Genomic DNA, 22,418 nt, shown 5'->3' on the forward strand with positions numbered 1-22,418 from the left:
GGGGTACCGGAACGCCAAGCAAGTGCCAAGAGTTGTGCGTCCGGGGCGAGTTCGCGACCGCTTTCAGCCGGTGCCGAAACCGACCGCCGTGTACCGCCGGCCGCCGTCCCCATAGGGCTCGCCGATCAGCGGCTGACCGAGGAACAGTCTGCCCTTGGAGTAGCGGATTTCGGAGTTCGAGCGGCCCGGCGCGACGCCGCTGACCATGTCCCGGGCGGCGGGCGTGGCCGGCGTCTCCAGCAGCGTCGACTGCTTCAGGGTGCGGGGGTCGATCGTGACCATCCGGCTGCCCTTCTCGGCCGCCCCCGTCGCGAACGCCAGGAGGTTCCCGCCGTCCATGCGCACCGGGAAGATGTCGCGGTGGTCGCCGCCGGTGACGCGGTCGCCCGTGCGCCTGCCGGTGTCCAGGGAGTACGACACGATCTCGTTGGCCGGGCCCGCGCCGCGGGTGGCCTCGTGCGGCCGGGTCGCGAAATAGATCCGCCCATTGCCGACGGTGACCTTCGCGCACCCCTCGGTCTTTCCCACCTCGCAGGCGAAGTCGTACTTCTTGGGATCGAGGGCGATCCTGCTCGTGAGCTTTCCGCGGCCGTCCAGGGCGAAGACGTCGGTGATGGCGCCCGCCGCGCCGGTCCCTCTTCCCACCCCGAAGACGACCGGCTTGGTCGACAGGACCTTGACGTCGCCAAGACCGGAGGCGAGCTTGTAGGACCACTTGGGCTGGCCCGTCACGGGGTCCAGGAGCTGGACGTCGTACGTCGCGTTCTTGCCGTAGGTGCCGCATTTGCGGACCGTCACGAGCTGGGAGCCGCCGTGGTAGCCGAGGTCCTGGCACTCCCCCGTGTCGGGCTGCCACAGGATGCGGCCCGACTTGAGGTCGAAGGCGGCGCCGCCGTCGAGACCGCCGCCCGCCGCGAGCGTGCCGCCCGTCAGGGAGAGCTCCTCGAAGATCCGCCGGTTCGTGCCCTGGCCCAGGCTCTGCGTCCAGAGCTTGTGCCCCGTGTTGACGTCGAAGACCGTGATCTGGCTGCACGGCCTGTGGTCGCCGTTCGCCGGCCGCTTGCCCGCCTCGCTGACCACGGCCGCGAGCGCGCCGTCGGTGACGGAGTCCGTGCCCGCGCACGTCTGCCCCGACAGCGGGAGCGTCCAGGTCTTCCTGCCGCTCGCGGCGTCGTACCCGACGAGCTGGTTCACGCCCGCCTTGGCGTACGTCTTGTCGGTCAGCCAGGAGCCCTGGACGCTGTCCACCTGCCGCTGCGCCACCTTCGGCGCGGGCAGCCGCAGCGTCACCCGCGCCGACGGGTCGGCCGGGGCCTTCTCCGCCCCGAAGCCGTCGCCGCCCTTGTCGCCGCCGTCGGAGCCCGCGGCGCCCGCACCGGGGTCGTCACCGGACCTCGACGCGTAGAGGACGCCGCCGCCGACGATCAGCGCGAGGGCCACGACCGCGGCGCCGATGACGAGCGCGAGCGGCGGCACCTTGGTGCGGGCGGGCGGCTGCGGGCGGCCGTACGGGGGCTGCTCGTACGGCTGTTGACGCTCCAGGCGGGCCCGGGCCTCGGGCGGGAGCGGTGTGCGCAGGGTGCCGTAACCGGGGGCGGTGTACGGCGGCATGGGCGGTGGGGCGCCGAATTCGCCCTGCGGGGAAGGGGGTTCGTTCGGCTGGCGGGGCGGGGGTGGCTGGGTCATGACCTGGGTACCTCGGGGACGTTGAGTTTCGGCAAGGTCAGTCGCCGTGGGCCGGATCGCACGTTCTCGTCCCGGCGGCCCTTTTCTATCACTCGCGTCTGTCACGCACGGCCGACAGGCAACGGGCCGGTCCGTCCCCGTACCCAGGGGAGGACCGGCCCGCGACGCACGTGCCTCACGCGTCCTCGGCGAGCTCCAGCCAGCGCATCTCCAACTCCTCGCGCTGCGCGACCAGATCACGCAGTTCCGCGTCGAGCTTCGCGACCTTCCCGAAGTCCGTGGCGTTGTCCGCGATCTGCGTGTGCAGCTTGCCCTCCTTCTCGGAGATCTTGTCCATCTGCCGCTCGATCTTCTGGAGTTCCTTCTTCGCGGCACGTACATCTTTGGAAGACCCAGTGGCCGCGGAGGGGCCCGCCTTCTCGGCCGCCGCGGGGGCGGCCGCGGGGGCCGGGGAGGCGGCCTCGATCATCCGCCGGCGGCGCTCCAGGTACTCGTCGACGCCGCGCGGCAGCATCCGCAGCGTGGCGTCGCCGAGCAGGGCGTACGTGTTGTCGGTGGTGCGCTCCAGGAAGAACCGGTCGTGGGAGATCACGACCATCGAGCCCGGCCAGCCGTCGAGCAGGTCCTCCAGCTGCGTGAGCGTCTCGATGTCCAGGTCGTTCGTCGGCTCGTCGAGGAAGAGCACATTCGGCTCGTCCATGAGCAGGCGCAGGATCTGCAGCCGCCGCCGCTCGCCACCGGACAGGTCGCCGACCGGCGTCCACTGCTTGTCCTTCGCGAAGCCGAACTGCTCGCACAGCTGGCCCGCGGTCATCTCGCGGCCCTTGCCGAGGTCGACGCGGTCGCGGACCTGCTGGACGGCCTCCAACACCCGCAGCGTCGACGGGAGTTCCGTGACGTCCTGCGAGAGGTAAGCAAGCCGCACGGTCTTGCCCACGACGATCTTCCCGGCGGCGGGCTGGACGTCGCCCTGGCTGCGGGCCGCCTCGTCGAGGGCGCGCAGCAGGGACGTCTTGCCCGCGCCGTTCACCCCGACCAGGCCGACGCGGTCGCCGGGGCCGAGCTGCCAGGTGAGGTGCTTGAGCAGCACCTTCGGTCCCGCGGTGACCGTCACGTCCTCCAGGTCGAAGACGGTCTTGCCGAGCCGGGCGTTGGCGAACTTCATCAGCTCGCTCTTGTCGCGCGGCTCCGGGACGTCCGCGATCAGCTCGTTGGCGGCCTCGATGCGGTAGCGCGGCTTGGAGGTGCGGGCGGGGGCGCCGCGGCGCAGCCAGGCCAGCTCCTTGCGCATGAGGTTCTGCCGCTTGGCCTCCTCGGTCGCGGCGATCCGTTCCCGCTCGGCGCGCGCGAACACGTAGTCGCTGTACCCGCCCTCGTACTCGAAGACGTCGCCCTTCTGCACGTCCCACATGCGCGTGCAGACCTGGTCGAGGAACCAGCGGTCGTGGGTGACGCAGACGAGCGCGGAGCGGCGGGCACGCAGGTGCTGGGCGAGCCAGGCGATGCCCTCGACGTCGAGGTGGTTGGTCGGCTCGTCGAGGACGATCAGGTCCTGCTCGGCGATGAGCAGCTTGGCGAGCGCGATGCGGCGCCGCTCGCCGCCGGAGAGCGGGCCGATCACGGTGTCCAGGCCCTGCGGGAAGCCGGGCAGGTCGAGGCCGCCGAAGAGGCCCGTCAGTACGTCGCGGATCTTGGCGCTGCCGGCCCACTCGTGGTCGGCCATGTCGCCGATGACCTCGTGCCGGACGGTGGCCTCGGGGTCCAGCGAGTCGTGCTGGGTGAGCACGCCCAGGTGCAGGCCGCCGCTGTGGGTGACGCGGCCGGTGTCCGCCTCCTCCAGCTTGGCGAGCATCCGGATCAGGGTGGTCTTGCCGTCGCCGTTGCGCCCCACGACGCCGATGCGGTCGCCCTCCTGCACGCCGAGGGAGACGCCGTCGAGCAGGGCACGGGTGCCGTACACCTTGCTGACTGCCTCGACATTGACCAGGTTGACTGCCATTTCGCTCCGCTCCGGGGGGGGTGGGCCAGTCTTCCAGCCTAGTCGGCTCGCGGGTGGCACTGGTCACCCGTTCCCACGCCACGGGGCTCCGGCCCGACCCCGCGCCTCAATCGCCGGCGGGGCTTGATTGTTCGGCTCACGTCCCCCGTGGTCGTCCGGGGCGGACGGTCGGGCACTGAGCGCTCCGAGAGCTCCTGGGCGTCGGCCGATGGCCGGGGTCCGTATCGCCCTACGCTCGAAGCTGACCAAATTAGCAGTCAGGGAGTACGACCATGGGGAGCGATGCCGGGGCGTCGAAGGGCGGGCGGGACGGCGCCTCGGCCGCGGACGCGACGGGCCGGGGGTGGCGGATGCCCGATGAGGCGCATCCGCACGAGCTGACGTACATGGCGTGGCCCACCCGACGGATCTGGGGCGCCGACACGGCCGGGGTGCGGGCCGACATCGCCGGGATCGCGCGGGCGGTCGCGGCGTTCGAGCCGGTGGCGCTGCTCGCGAACGAGCGGGACGTGGCGGCGGCCCGGAAGGCGTGCGGCTCGGGGGTGGAGGTGGTGCCGATCCCGGTGGACGACCTGTGGATGCGCGACACCGGCCCGAACTTCGTCGTACGGGACGACGGCGGGATCGCCGGGGTCGACCTCAACTTCAACGGCTGGGGCGGCAAGCAGGCCCACCGCCGCGACGGCGACGTCGCCCGCGAGATCCTCGCCGACGCGGACATCCGGCGGATCAGGGCGCCGATCACCGGCGAGGGCGGCTCCATCGAGGTCGACGGGCGGGGCACGCTCATGGCCACCGAGAGCTCGCTGGTCAATGCCAACCGCAACCCCGGCAGGTCGCGCGCCGACATCGAGCGGGCGCTCGAGGAACTGTTCGGCGTGACCACGGTGATCTGGGTGGACGGCGTCCGGGGCGAGGACATCACCGACCACCACATCGACGCGCTCGCCCGGTTCTCCGAGCCCGGGGTCGTGGTCGTGAGCACCCCGGACGACGAGGCCCCGCGGGACGTCTGGACCGACGCCCACGACCAGGCCCGCGGCGTCCTCGACAAGGCGGTGGACGCCCGGGGCCGGCGCCCGGAGATCGTGGAGCTGCCCGAGCCGGTCGACATCGGCCGCCGCGGCGCGGGCTTCCTGGCCAGTTACGTGAACTACTACGTGGTCAACGGCGGGGTGGTCATGCCCCGCTTCGGCGACCGGCGGGCGGACCGGGAGGCCGCGGCGATCGTGCGCGAGCTGTATCCGGGCCGGGAGGTCGTCCAGGTCTCCGTCGACACGCTCGGCGAGGGCGGGGGCGGCATCCACTGCTCGACGCAGCAGCTGCCGAAGTCCCGCTGACGCGGCATCCGCTCACACGAGGGTGGCGCCCGGGGCGGGCGACGGCGCCACCCGCACGGACCGGCAGGTCCCGGACGCGGCGAGGGCGTCGGCCACCCGGCGCGCCGCCGCCTCGTCGGCCGCGAGGAACGCCGTGGTCGGCCCGGAGCCGGAGACCAGCGCGGCGAGCGCGCCCGCCGACGTACCCGCCGCGAGGGTGTCCTTCAGGGACGGGAAGAGGGAGAGCGCGGCGGACTGGAGGTCGTTGGTGACGGTCGCCGCGAGTGCCGTCGCGTCGCCCGTGCGCAGGGCGGCCAGCAGCGCGGGCGCGGCGACGGGCTCGGGGGCGTCGGGGCTGAGGCGGTCGAACTCGCGGTAGACGGCCGGCGTGGAGAGGCCGCCGTCCGCGGCCGCGAACACCCACCAGAACTCCCCGCCCACGTCGAGGAGTTCGAGCTTCTCGCCGCGACCGGTGCCGAGCGCGGCGCCGCCGACGAGGCTGAACGGGACGTCGCTGCCCAGTTCGGCGCAGATGTCGAGGAGTTCCTCGCGGGAGGCGTGCGTGCCCCAGAGCGCATCGCAGGCGAGCAGCGCGCCCGCCGCGTCCGCGGAGCCGCCCGCCATTCCGCCGGCGACGGGGATGTCCTTGGCGATGTGGATACGGACGGTGGGCTCACCGAGACCGTGGCGTGCGGCCAGCGCGAACGCGGCGCGGGCCGCCAGGTTCGTACGGTCCAGGGGCACCTGGTCGGAGCCGGGGCCCGTGCAGGTGAGTTCGAAGGCGTCCGCCCGCTCCACGGTGACCTCGTCGTAGAGGGCCACGGCCAGGAAGACGTTCGCCAGGTCGTGGAAGCCGTCGGGGCGGGCGCCGCCTACCGCGAGCTGGACGTTGACCTTGGCGGGTACGCGTACGGTCACCGATGTCGACGTCGACGTCACTGCTGCTTGGCCTCCGCGATGCGGGCGAACTCGTGGACGGTGAGGGACTCGCCGCGGGCCTGCGGGGAGACGCCCGCCGCGACCAGCGCCTCCTCGGCGGCCTGCGCGGAGCCGGCCCACCCGGCGAGCGCCGCGCGCAGCGTCTTGCGGCGCTGGGCGAAGGCGGCGTCGACGACCGCGAAGACCTCCTGGCGGGAAGCGGTCGTGGGGATCGGCTCGGTGCGGCGCACGAGGGAGACGAGGCCGGAGTCGACGTTCGGGGCGGGCCAGAAGACGTTGCGGCCGATCCGTCCGGCGAGCTTGACCTCGGCGTACCAGTTGGCCTTCACGGACGGGACGCCGTAGACGCGGGAGCCGGGGCCCGCGGCAAGCCGGTCGGCGACCTCGGCCTGCACCATCACGAGGGTGCGCTGGATGGTCGGGAACTGCTCCAGCATGTGGAGCAGGACGGGGACCGCGACGTTGTACGGGAGGTTCGCGACGAGGGCGGTGGGGGCCGGGCCGGGGAGCTCGGTGACCTGCATCGCGTCGATGTTGACGAGGTCGAAGGCGTCCTTCTTGGCCGGGATGCGGGCCGCGACGGTCGCGGGCAGTGCCGAGGCGAGTACGTCGTCGATCTCCACGGCTGTGACGTGGCGGGCCGCGTCCAGCAGGGCGAGGGTGAGCGAGCCGAGGCCGGGTCCGACCTCTACGACGGCGTCCTCCTCGGTCACTTCCGCGGTGCGGACGATGCGGCGGACGGTGTTGGCGTCGATGACGAAGTTCTGGCCGCGTTGCTTGGTCGGCCGGACGTTCAGCGCCGCGGCGAGTTCGCGGATGTCTGCGGCGCCGAGGAGGGGACCCTGAGGTTCTGTGCTGCTCACCGTTCAAGGGTAGCCGTGCCCTGCCGGGGGCCTACCCGTGACGTGGTTGCGGTCGCGGGGCGCTGCCCCGGGCCCCGCTGCTCAATCGCCGCAGGGGCTTGATTATCCGCCCAGGCGGCTCCCGCAATGGGGCCACGGGGTCGCGCCCCGGGTGACGTACAGGCGCTTCGCGCGATACGTCTGCTCCGCCGCCGGCGCGTCCTGGGGGCGGCCCGAGCCGCCAAGGCTCTGCCACGTCTGGGTGTCGAACTGGTAGAGGCCCCCGTAGGTGCCGGTCGCGTCCGTGGCGTTCGGCCGCCCGCCCGATTCGCACGCCGCGAGCCCGGACCAGTTGAGGGAGTCCGCCCCGGACACAGACGTCGGCATCGGCTTCGTGCCGACCCTGACCTGCTGCGTCCGCGGCTCCCGCACGACCTCCTGCCGCACCCGGCGCGGCTTCATCCTGACCCCGTTGACGGTGCGCACCGAGTACGTGACCCGCTTCATGCCCGGCTCACCGGCCCGCGTGACGACCTCCGTGCCCTGGAACTGCGACGCGTCCTCGGTGCGCTCGGTCGCGTAGGGGATCGGCTCCTCGCGGACCTCCTTCTCCCCCGTCACCCGCATCACCGTGATGACCTGTCCGTCGCGCGGAAAGCTGCTCTGCGGCACCGACGTGGTGTCCTGCCCGTGCAGCGTGACCCCCGCGTCCTGGACGGCCTCCCCCACGGTCGCCGCGTTGGTGCGGATGGTGCGGCGGTTGCCGTCGGCCATGATCGTGACGCTGCGTTCGGTGCGTACGTCGAGGTCGAGCCCGTGCCGGGCGATGCGCTGCGAGCGCGAGGCCGAGACGTACGCGCCCTCCGCCCGCACCCCGAGCTGCCTGAGCGCCCCGTGCACGGTGTGCGCCGTCGTCCACACCTCGCGGCGCTGCCCGTCGAGGGTGAGCCGGACGGGCCGCCCGTAGCGGACCGCGACCTCGTCCCCGCTGGCCAGCTCGGCCCCTTCGCCGGGCGCCACGACATCGTGGTCGCCGACGTCCACGCCCTCGTCGGCGAGGAGTTCGGTGACGTCGTCGGCGAAGGTGTGCAGGGTGCGCTCCTTGCCGTCGACGCTGAGGTGGATCGCCTTGTCGTCGGCGACGAAGGCGGAGGTGCCGCCCGCGAGGAACGCCACGACCAGCGCCTGCGGCAGCAGCCTGCGCAGCGATTCGGGGCGCTGCGCCACCTTCTTGCGGCGTGCGGCGCGCCGGGCCTCGGCCCGTCCGCCGGGCGGCGCCGGGGCGACGACCTGGGTCTCCGCCTCGTACGTCCGGTACGGCTCGTACCGCTCATACCGCTCGTACGTCTCCTGCGGCGTAATGCTCACGACGACGCTCCAGGCACTCACAAGGTGTCCGGTCCCCGGGGAGGGGCGGATCGGGCGAGCAGAACCTAGCGGAGCGTTCGTCACTCTCCAAAGCACCACGATTACTCTGTGTGGCGTCTTTGCCCGAAGGTGAGCGGACGCGAGCGCCCGTGAGCGTTATCGATCAGTAATCGAAGGCGCGCGCGGTGTTGGCGGAGACCGACGTCGCGAGGGCTTCCTCCGTGACGCCCTTGACCGCGGCCATCGCGCGCAGCGTGACCGGAATGAGATACGGGGCATTAGGCCGACCGCGGTACGGAGCGGGCGTCAGGAACGGCGCGTCCGTCTCGACGAGGACCAGATCGAGCGGGGCGACCGCGAGCGCGTCGCGCAGCGGCTGCGCGTTCTTGAAGGTCACGTTGCCCGCGAACGACATGAAGTAGCCGTTCTCCGCGCAGATTTGGGCCATGTCCGCGTCGCCGGAGTAGCAGTGGAAGACGGTGCGCTCGGGCGCGCCCTCCTCCTTCAGGACGCGTAGCACATCGGCGTGGGCCTCACGGTCGTGGATGACGAGCGCCTTGCCGTGGCGCTTGGCGATCTCGATGTGGGCGCGGAAGGAACGCTCCTGCGCGGCCTTGCCCTCGGGGCCCGTACGGAAGTAGTCGAGGCCGGTCTCGCCGACGCCCTTGACGTGCGGGAGGGCGGCGAGCCGGTCGATCTCGGCGAGCGCCTCGTCCAGGCCCGCGTCGCCGAGCGGCTCGCGGGCGTCCTGCCGGGACCATCCCGCCCGTCGCCCACCACCACCCTTGTCCGAGCCCCCTTCGGGGCCGCCCCTCTCGATGGGGTCGCCGTGCACGATGCGCGGCGCCTCGTTGGGGTGCAGGGCGACGGTGGCGTGCACGCGCGCGTGCTCCTGCGCCACCGAGGCCGCCCAGCGCGAGCCCGCGAGGTCGCAGCCCACCTGGACGACCGTGGTCACGCCCACCGACGCCGCCTTGGCGAGGGCCTCCTCCACGCTGCCCTCCTGCATGTCCAGGTGGGTGTGGGAGTCGGCGACCTCGACCTCGAGGGGCGCCGGCAGCGGCGGCGGGGTGACGTCCTTGGTGCTGGGGCTCATACCCCCGATCCTACGAAGCCGGTGTCACTCGTCCCGCTTGTGGTGGCTGAAGGGGTGCAGCAGGTCCGACAGGTGCCAGTGGTGCCCCTCGCCGGAAGCGGAGCCCTCGCGCTCCGCCGCCTCCGGCTCCGGCACCTCCACGGGGCCCGCCTGCGCCGTGCGGTGCTGCTGAAGCGCGTCGTGCGCCGAGGAGACCCGCCCCGCGCGCATGATGCGCACGACGTGGCCCCCGCAGTTCATACATGTGGGCCGGGTCAGCGGCGACGGCACCCGCTCGCCCTTGACCACGTACATCACGAACTCCGCACCCTCCCCGTCGACGTGGTGCTCGATCTCGTAGGACTGCTCCCAGCCGTGCCCGCACCGCATGCAGGCGAACGAATACGACTCGTGGGCGATGGATGTCGCCGCGCTGCGATTCGGGACCGGGGGCGTCTGTGCACCAATGGCTGTCTTGGAGACTGCGAACTCGCTCATGCCAGCTCCTCTTGCCCGCTGGACAAACGCTGCTCTTCAGCAGCGTGGGGACGGGTGCGTCCCCTTCAACCAGTGGACGCCTCCGCTGAGCCGAGCGCAAAAGGCCTGTCGACTATTGGATCCGATTTGGTCTTTCCCTGCCGAAACGGGCCGGGCGCGCGGTCTTCGCTTTGCTTTTCAGGTTAGTCCTTTACGCCCCTATGGGGCGGTCCGCGCCGCATTCTTTGCCGCCACCACGGCATCGAACACCTCGCGCTTGGGCAGCCCGGCGTCGGCGGCCACCGCGGCGATCGCCTCCTTGCGCCGCTCCCCCGCCTCCTCCCGCACCCGCACCCTGCGCACCAGCTCATCGGGGGTGAGGTCGTCGGCGGACTTCTCCGGCGCGCCCTCGACGACGACCGTGATCTCGCCCCGGACGCCCTCGGCGGCCCACTCGGCGAGCGCCTTCAGGGGGCCGCGCTTGACCTCCTCGTACGTCTTGGTGAGCTCGCGGCACACGGCGGCGCGGCGGTCCTCGCCGAAGGCCTCGGCCATCGCGGCGAGGGTGTCGTCGAGGCGGTGCGGGGCCTCGAAGTAGACGAGGGTGCGGCGCTCCTCCGCGACCTCCTTGAGGCGGGACAGCCGCTCGCCCGCCTTGCGCGGCAGGAAGCCCTCGAAGCAGAAACGGTCGACCGGGAGCCCGGACAGCGCGAGGGCGGTCAGCACGGCGGACGGGCCCGGCACGGCCGTGACCCGGATGTCCCGCTCGACGGCCGCCGCGACCAGCCGATAGCCGGGGTCGGACACGGACGGCATCCCCGCGTCCGTCACGAGCAGCACCCGCGCCCCGCCGGCGAGCGCCTCGACGAGCTCCGGCGTGCGCGCCGACTCGTTGCCCTCGAAGTACGACACGACACGCCCGCCGACCTGCACCCCGAGCGCCTGCGTGAGCCGCTTCATGCGCCGGGTGTCCTCGGCGGCGACGACATCGGCGGTGGCCAGCTCCTGGGCAAGGCGCGGCGGCGCGTCCGACACGTCACCGATCGGGGTGCCTGCGAGGACGAGCGTTCCGGGGGATTCTGCGGTTCCTGTCACGTTTCCAGTCTCGCAGGAGCGGGCCGCAGGACTCGCACAGTCGTGTTCCCTACGATGGCGCGCGTGACCAGTACCGCGTCGTCGTCCGGGGCGACTCCGACCAGCGCACCGACCGAGCAGGCCGCCAGCACGGAGCCGCAGCAGTCGTCGTGGCTGCGCGGGCTGCGCGGGTACGGATACCGGGCGCAGGCCAGAAGCGGTGCCGTGGGCACGCACCTGGTGCCGCCGTTCCCGCCGCTCGGGGGCCGCCTGTGGGCGTCCTTCGGGCTGAGCCGCTTCTCCGCCGCGCAGGCGGAGCGGATCGTCGGCTGGGTGGGCCCGCTGCTCGTCACGCTCGTCGCGGGCCTCGCCAGGTTCTGGAATCTCGGCAGCCCGAAGGCCGTGATATTCGACGAGACGTACTACGCGAAGGACGCGTGGGCCCTCGTCCACCGCGGCTTCGAGGTGAACTGGCCCAAGGACGCCAACGACAAGATCCTGGCCACGGGCGGAGACGTACCGATCCCGCACGACGCCTCGTACGTCGTGCATCCGCCGGTGGGCAAGTACGTCATCGGCATCGGCGAGTGGATGTTCGGGTTCGACCCGTTCGGCTGGCGGTTCATGACGGCGGTCCTCGGCACGCTGTGCGTGCTGATGGTCTGCCGGATCGGCCGCCGCATCTTCCGCTCCACGTTCCTCGGCTGCCTGGCGGGCGCGCTGCTCGCGGTGGACGGCCTCGCGTTCGTGATGAGCCGGACCGCGCTGCTCGACTCGATCCTCGTCTTCTTCGTGGTGGCGGCGTTCTGCTGTCTGGTGCTCGACCGGGAGCGCACGCGCGGGCAGTTGGCCGCCGCACTGCCCGTCGACGAGCACGGTCTTCCGCACCCCGACGCCGAGGTCGCCGAGTCGCTGTGCCTGGGGTGGCGCCCCTGGCGGCTGCTGGCCGGCCTGTGCCTCGGCCTCGGCGCCGCCACGAAGTGGAACGGCTTCATCTTCCTGGCCGCGTTCGCGCTCATGTCGGTGCTGTGGGACGTGGGTTCGCGGCGGGTCGCGGGCGCCGAGCGCCCCTACCGCGCGGTGCTGCGGCGGGACGTCTTCCCGGCGTTCGTCGCGACCGTCCCGGTGGCCATCGCCACGTACGTACTGTCCTGGCTCGGCTGGATCCTCTCCCCCTCCGACGGCAGCGGCGGCTACTTCCGGGACTGGGCGGCGACGGACGGCAAGGGCGGCGGCTTCACCTGGCTGCCGGACTGGGTGCGCAGCCTGTGGCACTACGAGCACGAGGTGTGGAACTTCAACACCACGCTCAGCTCGCCGCACACCTACCAGTCCAACCCGTGGAGCTGGCTCGTCGACGGCCGCCCGGTCTCGTACTTCTACGAGTCGCCGAAGCCCGGCGCGCAGGGCTGCCCCGCCGACGCCACCGAGAAGTGCGCCCGCGAGGTCCTCGCCCTCGGCACGCCGCTGCTGTGGTGGGCGGCCTGCTTCGCGCTCCTGTACGTGCTGTGGCGCTGGTTCTTCCGCCGTGACTGGCGGGCGGGCGCGATCCTGTGCGGCATCGCGGCCGGCTACCTCCCCTGGTTCAACTACCAGGAACGGACGATCTTCTACTTCTACGCGGTCGTCTTCGCCCCGTTCCTCTGCCTGGCCCTGGCGATGATGCTCGGCGCGATCATCGGCAAACCGGGCTCCCAGGAGCGGCGCCGGGTGATCGGCGCGGCGGGCGCGGGCGCGCTGGTGCTGCTGATCGCGTGGAACTTCATCTATTTCTGGCCGATCTATACGGGCGACGCGATCCCGGTCGACTCGTGGCGTTCACGGATGTGGTTGGACACCTGGGTCTGAGTCGGTTTCGGTCAGCTTTGTGATCTCAATCCGGACACCTTCGGACATCATCTGCGGAACTCGCGGCACTTGGGGCACCCGGCGTGCTTACAGTCCCTCCCGTAAACCTGGGGAGGGGAGCGCGTCATGCGCAAGGGGGTCAAGGTCGCGATCGTCGGCGGGGTGTTCACCGTCATGGTCGGCGGCGCGGGGTATGCGGGGTACAACCTCGTCACGGCGGTCACGGGCGGGAACACCGTGGCGTCGCAGGGGTCCGAGTACAAGTCGGGGCCGCCGAGCGGCGACGAGGTGAAGGAGACGTCGGAGCAGTTCCTCGCGGCGTGGGCGAAGAACGACTCGGCGGCCGCGGCCCGCCTGACGGACTACGCCGACAACGCGATGCGCGTGCTTGAGGACTGGCACGACAAGGCGCACGTCACCCACACCGAGCTGACGCCGACGAAGGCGGACGGCGCGAAGGTCGCCTTCCGCGTCAAGGCCACCGTCACGTACGGCAAGAAGACGAAGACGATGTCGTACGACTCCTCGCTCACTGTCGTGCGCGGGCAGACCACCGGGCGGGCGCTCGTCGACTGGTCGCCGGCCATCGTGCACCCGGCGATGAAGAAGGGCGACACGATCGTCACCGGTGAGGCGACGGTGCCGGCGATCGAGGCCGTGGACCGCAACGGCACCGTGCTGACCAAGGACACGTACCCGTCGCTCGGCCCGGTCCTCGACCAGCTGCGCGCCAAGTACGGGGATTCCGCCGGGGGTTCGTCCGGCATCGAGACCTACGTGGAGCGGACCGACGCGGCCGGGGAGACGACCACGGCGAAGACGCTCCTCACGCTCGCCAAGGGCAAGCCCGGCAAGCTGCGCACGACGATCAGCGCGAACGCGCAGGCGGCCGCCGAGCAGGCGGTGAAGAAGTACCCGGAGTCGTCGGTGGTGGCGGTCAAGGCGTCCACCGGTGAGGTGCTCGCGGTCGCCAACCAGGCGAAGGGCGAGTTCAACGCCGCGTTCCAGGGCGGCACCGCGCCCGGCTCGGTGATGAAGATCGTCACCGCGGCGGCGCTGATCGACAATGGAGTCACCTCGGCGAACGGCCCGGCGCCCTGCCCGGACTCGGCCGTCGCGCTCAGCCAGACCTTCCGCAACCTCAAGGGCATGCGGCCCAACGAGAACGCGACGCTGGCCGACAGCTTCGCGCGGTCCTGCAACACCGCCTTCATCAAGCTCTCCGACGACCTGGGCGCCGCGAAGTTCGCCGCGGAGGCGGAGGAGCGGTTCGGGCTCGGCAAGGACTGGAAGACGGGGATCGTCTCGCGTGACGGTTCGGTGGAGATGCCTGGCGACTCGGACGACGCCGCCGCGATGATCGGCCAGGGCCGGGTCAAGCTGAACCCGTTGAACATGGCGTCGGTGACGGCGACGGCCATCACCGGCGCGTTCCACCAGCCCGTCCTCGTCTCCCGGAAGGTCGACGACAATCCCCTCGCCACGGCGAAGGGCCTCAGGTCCGGCACCTCCGACCAACTGCGGCAGATGATGCGGCTGACCGCGACCAGCGGCACCGCCGCCACGGCCATGGCGGGCGTGCCCGGCGACAAGGGCGCGAAGACGGGCTCCGCCGAGGTCGACGGCCAGGGCAACGCCAACTCCTGGTTCACGGGCTACAGCGGCGACGTGGCGGCCGCCGCGACGGTGCCGCGCGGCGGGCACGGCGGGGACGCGGCGGGCCCGGTCGTCGCGGCGGTGCTGCGGGCGGGGTCGTAGGGCCCGCCCCGGCCGACAGGCCCTGTCTGCGGGCGCCGCGACTACGGGCGGGAGCGTAGTTCCCCTACGACTCCCCGCGCCTGGTGGTGAATCCACGCATCGCCAGGCGTTACCACGTCGTTCTGTCCTACGGAAAGTGCGTTCAGGGCCACCCCGTACCCTGGGCCACCCGTAGATCTCCGGAGGACTCAGGTGGGCAGCAGAGGCAAGCGTCGCGACGAGCCGCGCCGCAACACGAACGCCCTGGTGATCGGTGGCGTCGCCGCCGTCGCCGTCATCGGGGCAGGTGTCGGCGCGTACGCGCTGATCGGGAGCGGTGAGCAGGCGGGCAGCACCTCGGCCGCCGCCGCGGACGGCAAGCCCGACATCCCGAAGGGCCCGCCGACCGCCAAGGAGGTACGGGCCGTCGCCGACGGTTTCCTCACCGCCTGGCAGCAGGGCGACACCGCGAAGGCCGCCGCGTACACGAACGACGCGGCGACCGCGAAGAAGGCGCTCGCGGGTCTCGCCAAGGACGCCCACCTCACCGGCCTGAAGCTCGCTCCCGGCACCCACCAGGGCGCCGAGGTTCCGTTCCACGTCACGTCCACGGTCGAGTACAAGAAGCTGAGCAAGCCCCTCGCGTACGACTCCTCGCTGACCGTCGAGCGCCGCAAGAGCGACGGCAAGGTCCTCGTCGACTGGAAGCCCTCCGTCGTGCACCCGGACCTCAAGGAGGGCGACCACCTGGAGACCGGCGAGGCCGGCGATCCGCCGGTCAAGGCGGTGGACCGGGCCGGGAACGAACTGGACGCGAAGAAGTACCCGTCGATCGGCGCCATCGTCGACGGACTGCGCGAGAAGTACGGGAAGAAGGCTGGCGGCACCGCGGGCGTCGAACTGCGCGTCGTGCGGGCGCAGCCCGAGAAGAAGTCCGAGGACAAGAACGCGCTGCCCGACAAGACGCTGCTCACGCTCTCCAAGGGCACGCCGGGCACCGTGAGGACGACGCTCGACCCGACGCTCCAGGCCGCCGCCGAGGACCAGGTGAAGTCCCGCAAGAGGGCCTCGGTCGTGCTGGTGAAGCCGTCGACCGGCGAGATCCTCGCGGTGGCGAACTCCAACCCCGGGTTCAACACCGCGTTCCAGGGCTCGCTCGCGCCCGGCTCCACGATGAAGGTCATCACGGCGTCGATGCTTCTGGACAAGAACCTCACGGACGTCGACAAGAAGCACCCGTGCCCGAAGTACTTCACGTACGGGCACTGGAAGTTCCACAACGACGACAAGTTCCAGATCAAGGACGGCACGTTCAAGGCGAGCTTCGCCGCGTCCTGCAACACGGCCTTCATCAGCCAGGCCCCGAAGCTCGACAACGACTCGCTGACCAAGCAGGCCCAGCAGGTCTTCGGCCTCGGCATGAACAACTGGTCGATCGGGGTGCCGAGCTTCGACGGCGCGGTGCCGGTGATGTCGGACGCACAGATGGCGGCCTCGCTGATCGGGCAGGGCGGCGTGCGGATGAACCCGCTGAACATGGCCTCGGTGTCGGCGACCGTGAAGGCGGGCGCCTTCCACCAGCCGTACCTGGTCTCGCCCGACTTCGACGACCGGACGCTGGCGAAGGCCGAGAAGCCCATCTCCGCCTCGACGGCCTCCAAGCTGCGGGAGTTGATGCACTACACGGCGATCGCCGGGACCGCGGTGAAGCCGATGTCCGGGCTCGGTTCGGACATGGGCGCGAAGACCGGTTCGGCGGAGGTCGACGGGCAGAAGGATCCCAACGGCTGGTTCACGGCCTGGCGCGGGGACCTCGCGGCGGCGGCCGTGGTACAGCAGGGCGGGCACGGCGGCGACTCGGCGGGTCCCGTGGTCCGCAAGATGCTGCTGGCGGGCGGCTGACCGCACCGCGATACAGGGTCGCGTGCCCCGTACACGTAGGGCTAGCGTGCGGCGCATGACGACAGCGGAAAGCAGCAACAGCGGCACGGCAGCACACCCCCGGTTCGCCGAGGCCGTCACGGCGATGGGCCTGGCCGACCTCCTTCCGCGGGCGCGGCGCTTCCCCGAGGCGACCCGCACCGCGCAGGAGGCGGCCGACGCGATCGGCTGCGAACTGAGCCAGATCTGCAAGTCGTTGATCTTCGCGGCGGACGGGGTGCCGGTGCTGGTCCTGATGGACGGCGCCTCGCGCGTGGACCTCGATCTCGTCCGCGAGGAGCTGGGCGCGGAGAAGGTGACGCGCGCGAAGGCGGACGTCGTACGGGAGTTCACCGGCTACGCGATCGGCGGCGTCCCGCCCTTCGGCCACGCGAACAAGACCCGGGTACTCGCCGACCGCTCCCTCCTCGCGCACGACACGGTGTGGGCGGCGGCCGGCAGCCCCTACGCCGTCTTCCCCATGGGGCCCAAGGAGTTGATCTCGCACGCGGGCGCCGCGCTCGTGGACGTGCGGGCATGACGCCGGTCGTCGCCGCGGCGGTGCTGCTCGCGGCGGTGACCCACGCCTCGTGGAACGCCCTGGCCCACCACATCACGGACAAACTGGTCGGCTTCACGCTCATATCGGGCGGCGGCACGCTGATCGGCCTGGTGCTGGCGGTGTTCGCACCGATACCGGCGGCGGGTGCGTGGCCGTACCTGATCGCTTCGGCGCTGCTGCACATCGCCTACTACGCGCTGCTGATGACGTCGTTCAAGCTGGGCGACTTCGGTCAGGCCTACCCGATCGCGCGCGGCACGGCGCCGCTCGTGGTGACGGTGCTCGCGGCCCTCTTCGCGGGCGAGGTGCCGGGCGGCTGGCAGGCGGCGGGCGTGGCGGTGTCCAGCGCGGGCCTGACGGGCCTGGCGCTGTGGGGTCTACGGGGATCGGGGCGGCGGCCGGACTGGCGGGCGCTCGGCGCGGCCCTGGCCACCGGCGTGGCGATCGCGTCGTACACGGTGGTGGACGGTCTGGGCGTACGGGCCTCGGGGTCCTCGCTCGGGTACATCGCGTGGCTGATGATCCTTGAGGGCATCGCGGTCCCGGTGTACGCGGCGTACCGCTGGCGCGGTCAACTGGTGGAGCGGTTGCGGCCGTTCGCGTGGCGCGGGCTGTTGGGCGCGGCGCTCTCCGTCGCCGCGTACGGTCTGGTGCTGTGGGCCCAGACACGGGCGGACCTGGCGCCGATCTCCGCGCTCCGGGAGTCGTCGATCATCGTGGGGGCGGCGATCGGTGCGGTCTTCTTCAAGGAGCGGTTCGGGGCGCCGAGGCTTGTGGCGGCGGGTGTGGTGGTGGCGGGGATCGGGCTGATGCTGCACGCCGGTTGACGCCGCCCGTGTGCTGAGGGCTCCGCCCCCAGACCCCCGCTGCTCAATCGCCGCAGGGGCTTGATCGGCGCAGGACCATGAACCCGCTGCTGACCGAGGTCGTCCCACCGTCCACCGGCAACGTCACCCCTGTCACCCACCCCGCATCGCGAGACGCGAGGAACGCCACCGCCGCCGCGATGTCGGCCGGCTCCCCGACCCGGCCCAGCGGATACAACTTCCGCATCGTGTCGAGCCGTTCGTCCTGCCCCTCCCACGCCGTGGTGCGCACGGTGCCGGGCGCGACCAGGTTCACGCGCACGCCGCGCGGCCCCGCGTGACCGGCCAACGTACGGGTCAGGGAAGCAAGTCCCGCCTTCGCGGCGCTGTACGCGTGGTTGCCGAAGTCCTGGATCCCGTTGACGGAGCCGATGTTGACGACGGCGCCGCGGCCGGACTCGACGAGGTGCGGCATCGCGGCACGCGCGCACCGGTAGGCGCCCGTGAGCGTGATGTCGAGGTCGCGGGCCCACAGCTCGTCGTCCTCGTCCTCGAAGAGCGGCGCGTCGGGGTGGCAGGCGTAGGCGTTGTTGACGAGGACGTCGAGCCGTCCGAAGGTCTCGACGGCGTACGCGACGGTGGCCTCGACGGAGACCCTGTCCCCCACGTCGCAGGCGAACTCCCGTGCCGCACCGCCCTGTTCACGGATCGAGGCGGCGACCTTCCCGGCCGCCGCCTCGTCGATGTCGCTGACGAGGACGCTCGCGCCCTCCTCGGCCAGCCGGTGCGCGGTGGCGGCGCCGATGCCGCGTCCGGCGGCGGTGATCAGAGCCACGTGATCCTCGAAGCGCTTCATACGCGGACGCTAACCCGCGTTCAGCGCCTCTCGCAGGGACTTCACCAGCGCCTGTGCGCGCGGGTCCGCCGTGACGCCCTTTTGCATGCCGTTCGTGACGTACCCGAACGCGATCCCCGACTCCGGGTCGGCGAAGCCGAGGGCGCCGCCGCGGCCCGGGTGGCCGAAGGAGGCCGGGGAGAGGAGCGGGGAGGCGATGCCGTGCAGCATGTGGCCGAGGCCGAAGCGGGACGGGGAGACGAGGACGCGGTCCGGGCCCGACGAGGCTTCGGTGCGGGCCAGTTGGGCCGTCTCGGGAGTGAAAAGACGCACCCCGCCCGCCACTTCGCCGATCAGTGACGCGTAGAAGCGTGCCAGGCCCTCCGCCGTGCCGATGCCATTCGAGCCGGGGAGCTGCGAGGCCCGGTACGCGGGGTCGTTCTCGTCCGCCTGCGGGGCGATCGTGCCGAAGGCGCGGCTGGTGAGCGAGTCCGGATTCGCGTACGCCTCGGCGATGGCGCGCTTGGGGCGGGAGCGCAGGCCATTGGCGGCGGCCGGGGGTTCGACGGGGCCGACCCTGCCGACCCGGTGGGCCTGCGCGGCCGGGAGGCCGATCCACACGTCGGCGCCGGTCGGGGCCGCGAGCTGCTCGGCGACGTACTCACCGATGGTGCGGCCCGTGACCCGGCGGACCAGCTCGGCCGTGAGCCAGCTGTATGTCTGGGCGTGGTAGCCGTGGTCGGTGCCGGGCGCCCAGAAGGGTTCCTGCGCGGCGACGGCCGCCGCGGCGAGGTCCTGGTCCGCCGCCTCGGCGGGGGTGAGCGGGCGGTCGAGGGCCGGGACTCCGGCGCGGTGGGCGAGGACGTGCCGGACCAGCGCGTCCTCCTTGCCGTGCGCCTTGAACTCGGGCCAGTAGGAGCCGACGGGCGCGTCGAGGTCGAGCTCGCCGCGCTGGTGGAGCAGGAGGAGCGCGGCGGCGGCGATCCCCTTGGTGCCGGAACGCAGCAGCTGGGCCGTCCCGGGCTGCCAGTCCCCGCCCCCGTCGACGTCCCGCGTGCCCGCGTACAGGTCGACGATCCGCTGCCCGTCGCGGTAGACGACGAGCGCGGCGCCGCGCTCACCGCGGGCCGTGAAGTTCTCGTCGAAGGCGCTGCGTATGCCTTCGAATCCGGGGGCGACCGTGCCGTTCACTGCTGTGTCCACGGAATGCTGCAACAGGCGGCGTCGCCCCCGCATTCCGGATGATCGATCAAACCGTCTTCCCGGCCACCGACCGCGGGTCGAAGCCGAAAGGCAGCTCCAGGCGGTGTGCCGCCATCAGGTCCTCGTCCATCAGCAGGTCCGCGGTCGCCCCGTCCGCCGCGATCGCGCCGCCGCTGAGGATCACGGCGCGGGGGCACAGCTCCATCGCGTACGGCAGGTCGTGCGTGACCATGAGGACCGTCACGTCCAGCGAGCGCAGGATGTCGGCGAGTTCGCGGCGCGAGGCCGGGTCGAGGTTGGAGGACGGCTCGTCCAGGACGAGGACCTCCGGCTCCATGGCGAGGACGGTCGCGACCGCCACGCGGCGGCGCTGGCCGAAGGAGAGGTGGTGCGGGGGCCGGTCGGCGAACTCCTCCATGCCGACGAGCGCGAGAGCCTTGCGGACCCGGGCCTCCAGCTCGGCGCCCTTCATGCCGGCCGCCGCGGGGCCGAACGCGACGTCCTCGCGGACCGTCGGCATGAACAGCTGGTCGTCCGGGTCCTGGAAGACGATGCCGACCTTGCGGCGGATCTCCGCCATGTTGCGCTTGTCGACGGGCAGGCCGGCGACCGCCACGGTGCCCGCGCCGCCGGTCAGGATGCCGTTGAGGTGCAGGACGAGGGTGGTCTTGCCCGCGCCGTTCGGCCCAAGCAGCGCGACCCGCTCGCCCTTGCCGATCGTGAGGTCCACTCCGAAGAGGGCCTGGTGTCCGTCGGGGTAGGCGAAGGCGAGCCCGGAGACTTCCAGGGAAGCGGGCGCAGAAGAAGCAGTCACAGCATCCATCCCATCAGGCACACCACGAGCGCCGCACCCGGCAGGGTCAGCGCGTGCGACCACTGGGCCCGGGTCGCCGCCAGATCGTCGATCACCGGCATCGACCCCGCGTAGCCACGGCTGACCATGGCGAGGTGCACCCGCTCCCCGCGCTCGTAGGAGCGGATGAACAGGGCGCCCGCCGACTTGGCGAGCACACCCCAGTGCCGTACGCCCTTGGCCTCGAAGCCGCGCGACTCCCGGGCGATCTTCATGCGGCGCATCTCGTCGGTGATGACGTCGCCGTAGCGGATCATGAACGAGGCGATCTGGACGAGCAGCGGGGGCAGCTTGAGGCGTTGCAGGCCGAGGATCAGTTCGCGCAGTTCGGTGGTCGAGGCGAGCAGGACGGCGGCGGCGACGCCGAGGGTGCCCTTGGCGAGCACGTTCCACGCGCCCCACAGCCCGCTCTCGCTCAGCGACATCCCGAGCACCTGCACCCGCTCGCCCTCCGCCACGAACGGCATGAGGACGGCGAAGGCGACGAACGGGACCTCGATGAGCAGGCGCTTCAGCAGGAAGCCCGCCGGGGCCCGCGCCGTGTACGCCACGGCCGCGAGCAGCACCGCGTACAGGCCGAAGGCCCAGATCGCCTCGCGCGGGGTGGAGACGACGACCAGCACGAAGCAGAAGACCGCGGCCAGCTTGGTGTGCGGCGGTAGCGCGTGCACGGGTGTGGTCCCGGCCCGGTAGAGCTGGTGGGCGTGGCCCGCGCCCATGTCAGGACACCTGCTCCTGCGTCGCCGGCACCTCGGTCGAGGCAGCGTCGCTCGTACGCCTCCTGCGCAGCGCCCAGAAGATGCCGGTGCCCGCGACGACGGTGACGCCGACGCCGATGATCCCGGCGAGGCCGCCGGAGAGGCGGGCGTCGGTGATGTCCTTCACGCCGTAGTCGGCGAGCGGCGAGTCGGCGGAGGCGTGCTCCTCGGTCTTCTTGTCGATGCCCTTGTCGTGGGCGACCTTCTCCAGGCCGTCGGGGTTGGCCGAGGCGTAGAAGGAGACGAAGCCGGCGAGGACCACGGAGGCGGCGAGGCCGATGATCCAGACCTTGCGGCTGGAGCGGGCCGCGACGGGGGCGGCCTCGGGTGCGGGGGCGTCGACCAGCTCCCCGTTGACCTTCAGCTTCAGCGGCTGGTGCAGGCCCCGGGCCCCGTACACGAGGTCGGGGCGCACGGCGACGACGGCGCCAACGGTGAGCGCGGTGATCACGGCCTCGCCGATGCCGATGAGGACGTGCACGCCGATCATCGCGGTGGCGACCTTGCCGATGGAGACGTCGGTCGTCCCTCCGATGGCGTAGATCAGGGTGAAGACGACGGCGGCGGCCGGGACGGAGAGCAGCGCCGCGACGAAGGACGCCACGGTGATCGAGCGGCGGGTGCGCGGCAGCAGCTTCACCAGGCCGCGGAAGACCAGGTAGGCGACGACCGTCGTGGTGATCGCCATGTCGGTGATGTTCACGCCGAGCGCGGTGAGGCCGCCGTCGGCGAACAGCACGCCCTGCATGAGCAGCACCACGGACACGCAGAGGACCCCGGTATAGGGGCCCACGAGTATCGCCGCCAGGGCGCCGCCCAGGAGGTGGCCGCTGGTACCCGCCGCGACGGGGAAGTTGAGCATCTGCACGGCGAAGATGAACGCCGCGACGAGCCCGGCGAGCGGCGCGGCCCGCTCGGAGCCCAGCTCACGGCGGGCGCCGCGCAGGCTGGCGGCGACGGCGCCCGCGGCGACGACGCCCGTGGCGGCCGACACGGGGGCGTTGATGAATCCGTCAGGGACATGCATGGCAGGGAACTCCGCTCGGGGGCCGGGATCGGCGTTCGGTCGACGTCCGGTTCGGCGCCTGGCTCGGCGTCCGGTGAACCGTTCGATGAT

General features: G+C 71.9%; 19 protein-coding genes. 6 read left to right on the top strand and 13 right to left on the bottom strand.

The window, feature by feature from the left end:
• Positions 1–63: 63 nt before the first annotated feature.
• Positions 64–1,686 (bottom strand): PQQ-binding-like beta-propeller repeat protein, encoded by a 1,623-nt coding sequence (locus tag ACIA8D_RS32230; protein WP_399237699.1) that lies wholly within the window; start codon positions 1,684–1,686, stop codon positions 64–66.
• Between the two features lie 175 nt (positions 1,687–1,861).
• The gene (locus ACIA8D_RS32235) at positions 1,862–3,685 is read right to left on the bottom strand and encodes an ABC-F family ATP-binding cassette domain-containing protein (RefSeq protein ID WP_399237700.1); all 1,824 of its coding nucleotides are present in this window, start codon (positions 3,683–3,685) and stop codon (positions 1,862–1,864) included.
• Positions 3,686–3,957: 272 nt separating this feature from the next.
• On the opposite strand from ACIA8D_RS32235, the gene ACIA8D_RS32240 reads away from it, so the two are divergent.
• Positions 3,958–5,025 carry an agmatine deiminase family protein gene (locus tag ACIA8D_RS32240; RefSeq protein ID WP_399237701.1) on the top strand — a complete coding sequence of 356 codons (1,068 nt, stop codon included), beginning with the start codon at positions 3,958–3,960 and terminating at the stop codon, positions 5,023–5,025.
• A gap of 12 nt (positions 5,026–5,037) precedes the next feature.
• Here the strand turns inward: ACIA8D_RS32240 and ACIA8D_RS32245 are convergent, their stop codons facing one another.
• From ACIA8D_RS32245 to rsmI, 6 genes are all read right to left on the bottom strand, one after another.
• Positions 5,038–5,943 (bottom strand): 4-(cytidine 5'-diphospho)-2-C-methyl-D-erythritol kinase, encoded by a 906-nt coding sequence (locus tag ACIA8D_RS32245; protein WP_399237702.1) that lies wholly within the window; start codon positions 5,941–5,943, stop codon positions 5,038–5,040.
• Positions 5,940–6,806, bottom strand: a complete 867-nt coding sequence (rsmA, locus tag ACIA8D_RS32250; protein ID WP_399237703.1) for a 16S rRNA (adenine(1518)-N(6)/adenine(1519)-N(6))-dimethyltransferase RsmA — start codon at positions 6,804–6,806, stop codon at positions 5,940–5,942. The genes ACIA8D_RS32245 and rsmA overlap by 4 nt, the downstream gene beginning before the upstream one ends.
• Positions 6,807–6,908: 102 nt before the next feature.
• The gene (locus tag ACIA8D_RS32255; protein ID WP_399237704.1) at positions 6,909–8,153 is read right to left on the bottom strand and encodes a ubiquitin-like domain-containing protein; all 1,245 of its coding nucleotides are present in this window, start codon (positions 8,151–8,153) and stop codon (positions 6,909–6,911) included.
• Between the two features lie 163 nt (positions 8,154–8,316).
• Positions 8,317–9,249, bottom strand: coding sequence for a TatD family hydrolase (locus tag ACIA8D_RS32260; protein WP_399237705.1), 933 nt, complete (start codon positions 9,247–9,249; stop codon positions 8,317–8,319).
• Positions 9,250–9,273: 24 nt separating this feature from the next.
• Positions 9,274–9,726 carry a hypothetical protein gene (locus ACIA8D_RS32265; protein ID WP_399237706.1) on the bottom strand — a complete coding sequence of 151 codons (453 nt, stop codon included), beginning with the start codon at positions 9,724–9,726 and terminating at the stop codon, positions 9,274–9,276.
• A 198-nt stretch (positions 9,727–9,924) separates the two neighbouring features.
• Positions 9,925–10,800, bottom strand: a complete 876-nt coding sequence (gene rsmI / locus ACIA8D_RS32270; RefSeq protein WP_399237707.1) for a 16S rRNA (cytidine(1402)-2'-O)-methyltransferase — start codon at positions 10,798–10,800, stop codon at positions 9,925–9,927.
• Between the two features lie 63 nt (positions 10,801–10,863).
• On the opposite strand from rsmI, the gene ACIA8D_RS32275 reads away from it, so the two are divergent.
• The 5 genes from ACIA8D_RS32275 to ACIA8D_RS32295 all read left to right on the top strand — a co-directional run bounded on the left by ACIA8D_RS32275 (position 10,864) and on the right by ACIA8D_RS32295 (position 17,673).
• The gene (locus ACIA8D_RS32275; protein ID WP_399237709.1) at positions 10,864–12,627 is read left to right on the top strand and encodes a dolichyl-phosphate-mannose--protein mannosyltransferase; all 1,764 of its coding nucleotides are present in this window, start codon (positions 10,864–10,866) and stop codon (positions 12,625–12,627) included.
• Positions 12,628–12,753: 126 nt separating this feature from the next.
• Complete coding sequence (locus ACIA8D_RS32280; protein WP_399237710.1) at positions 12,754–14,385, top strand: penicillin-binding transpeptidase domain-containing protein; 1,632 nt, start codon at positions 12,754–12,756, stop codon at positions 14,383–14,385.
• A 192-nt stretch (positions 14,386–14,577) separates the two neighbouring features.
• The gene (locus tag ACIA8D_RS32285) at positions 14,578–16,266 is read left to right on the top strand and encodes a penicillin-binding transpeptidase domain-containing protein (protein ID WP_399237712.1); all 1,689 of its coding nucleotides are present in this window, start codon (positions 14,578–14,580) and stop codon (positions 16,264–16,266) included.
• Positions 16,267–16,321: 55 nt separating this feature from the next.
• The gene (locus ACIA8D_RS32290; RefSeq protein ID WP_399237713.1) at positions 16,322–16,825 is read left to right on the top strand and encodes a YbaK/EbsC family protein; all 504 of its coding nucleotides are present in this window, start codon (positions 16,322–16,324) and stop codon (positions 16,823–16,825) included.
• Positions 16,822–17,673, top strand: coding sequence for an EamA family transporter (locus ACIA8D_RS32295; RefSeq protein ID WP_399237714.1), 852 nt, complete (start codon positions 16,822–16,824; stop codon positions 17,671–17,673). Before ACIA8D_RS32290 ends, ACIA8D_RS32295 begins: the two co-directional genes overlap by 4 nt.
• Before the next feature lie 43 nt (positions 17,674–17,716).
• On the opposite strand, the gene ACIA8D_RS32300 is transcribed toward ACIA8D_RS32295, so the two are convergent.
• Genes ACIA8D_RS32300 through ACIA8D_RS32320 form a run of 5 tightly spaced genes read right to left on the bottom strand, consistent with a single transcriptional unit; the run spans position 17,717 to position 22,328 of the window.
• Positions 17,717–18,508 (bottom strand): SDR family NAD(P)-dependent oxidoreductase, encoded by a 792-nt coding sequence (locus ACIA8D_RS32300; protein WP_399237715.1) that lies wholly within the window; start codon positions 18,506–18,508, stop codon positions 17,717–17,719.
• A 9-nt stretch (positions 18,509–18,517) separates the two neighbouring features.
• The gene (locus tag ACIA8D_RS32305) at positions 18,518–19,723 is read right to left on the bottom strand and encodes a serine hydrolase domain-containing protein (RefSeq protein ID WP_399237716.1); all 1,206 of its coding nucleotides are present in this window, start codon (positions 19,721–19,723) and stop codon (positions 18,518–18,520) included.
• 13 nt (positions 19,724–19,736) lie between these two features.
• Positions 19,737–20,513 (bottom strand): energy-coupling factor ABC transporter ATP-binding protein, encoded by a 777-nt coding sequence (locus tag ACIA8D_RS32310; RefSeq protein ID WP_399237717.1) that lies wholly within the window; start codon positions 20,511–20,513, stop codon positions 19,737–19,739.
• On the bottom strand, positions 20,501–21,262 hold the full coding sequence (gene cbiQ / locus ACIA8D_RS32315; RefSeq protein ID WP_399237718.1) for a cobalt ECF transporter T component CbiQ: 762 nt from the start codon (positions 21,260–21,262) through the stop codon (positions 20,501–20,503). The genes ACIA8D_RS32310 and cbiQ overlap by 13 nt, the downstream gene beginning before the upstream one ends.
• Before the next feature lies 1 nt (position 21,263).
• Positions 21,264–22,328: an energy-coupling factor ABC transporter permease gene (locus ACIA8D_RS32320; RefSeq protein ID WP_399237720.1), complete on the bottom strand. Its 1,065-nt coding sequence runs from the start codon at positions 22,326–22,328 to the stop codon at positions 21,264–21,266.
• Positions 22,329–22,418: the final 90 nt, after the last annotated feature.

The organism is Streptomyces sp. NPDC051684, assembly GCF_044453445.1.
GTDB lineage: Bacteria > Actinomycetota > Actinomycetes > Streptomycetales > Streptomycetaceae > Streptomyces.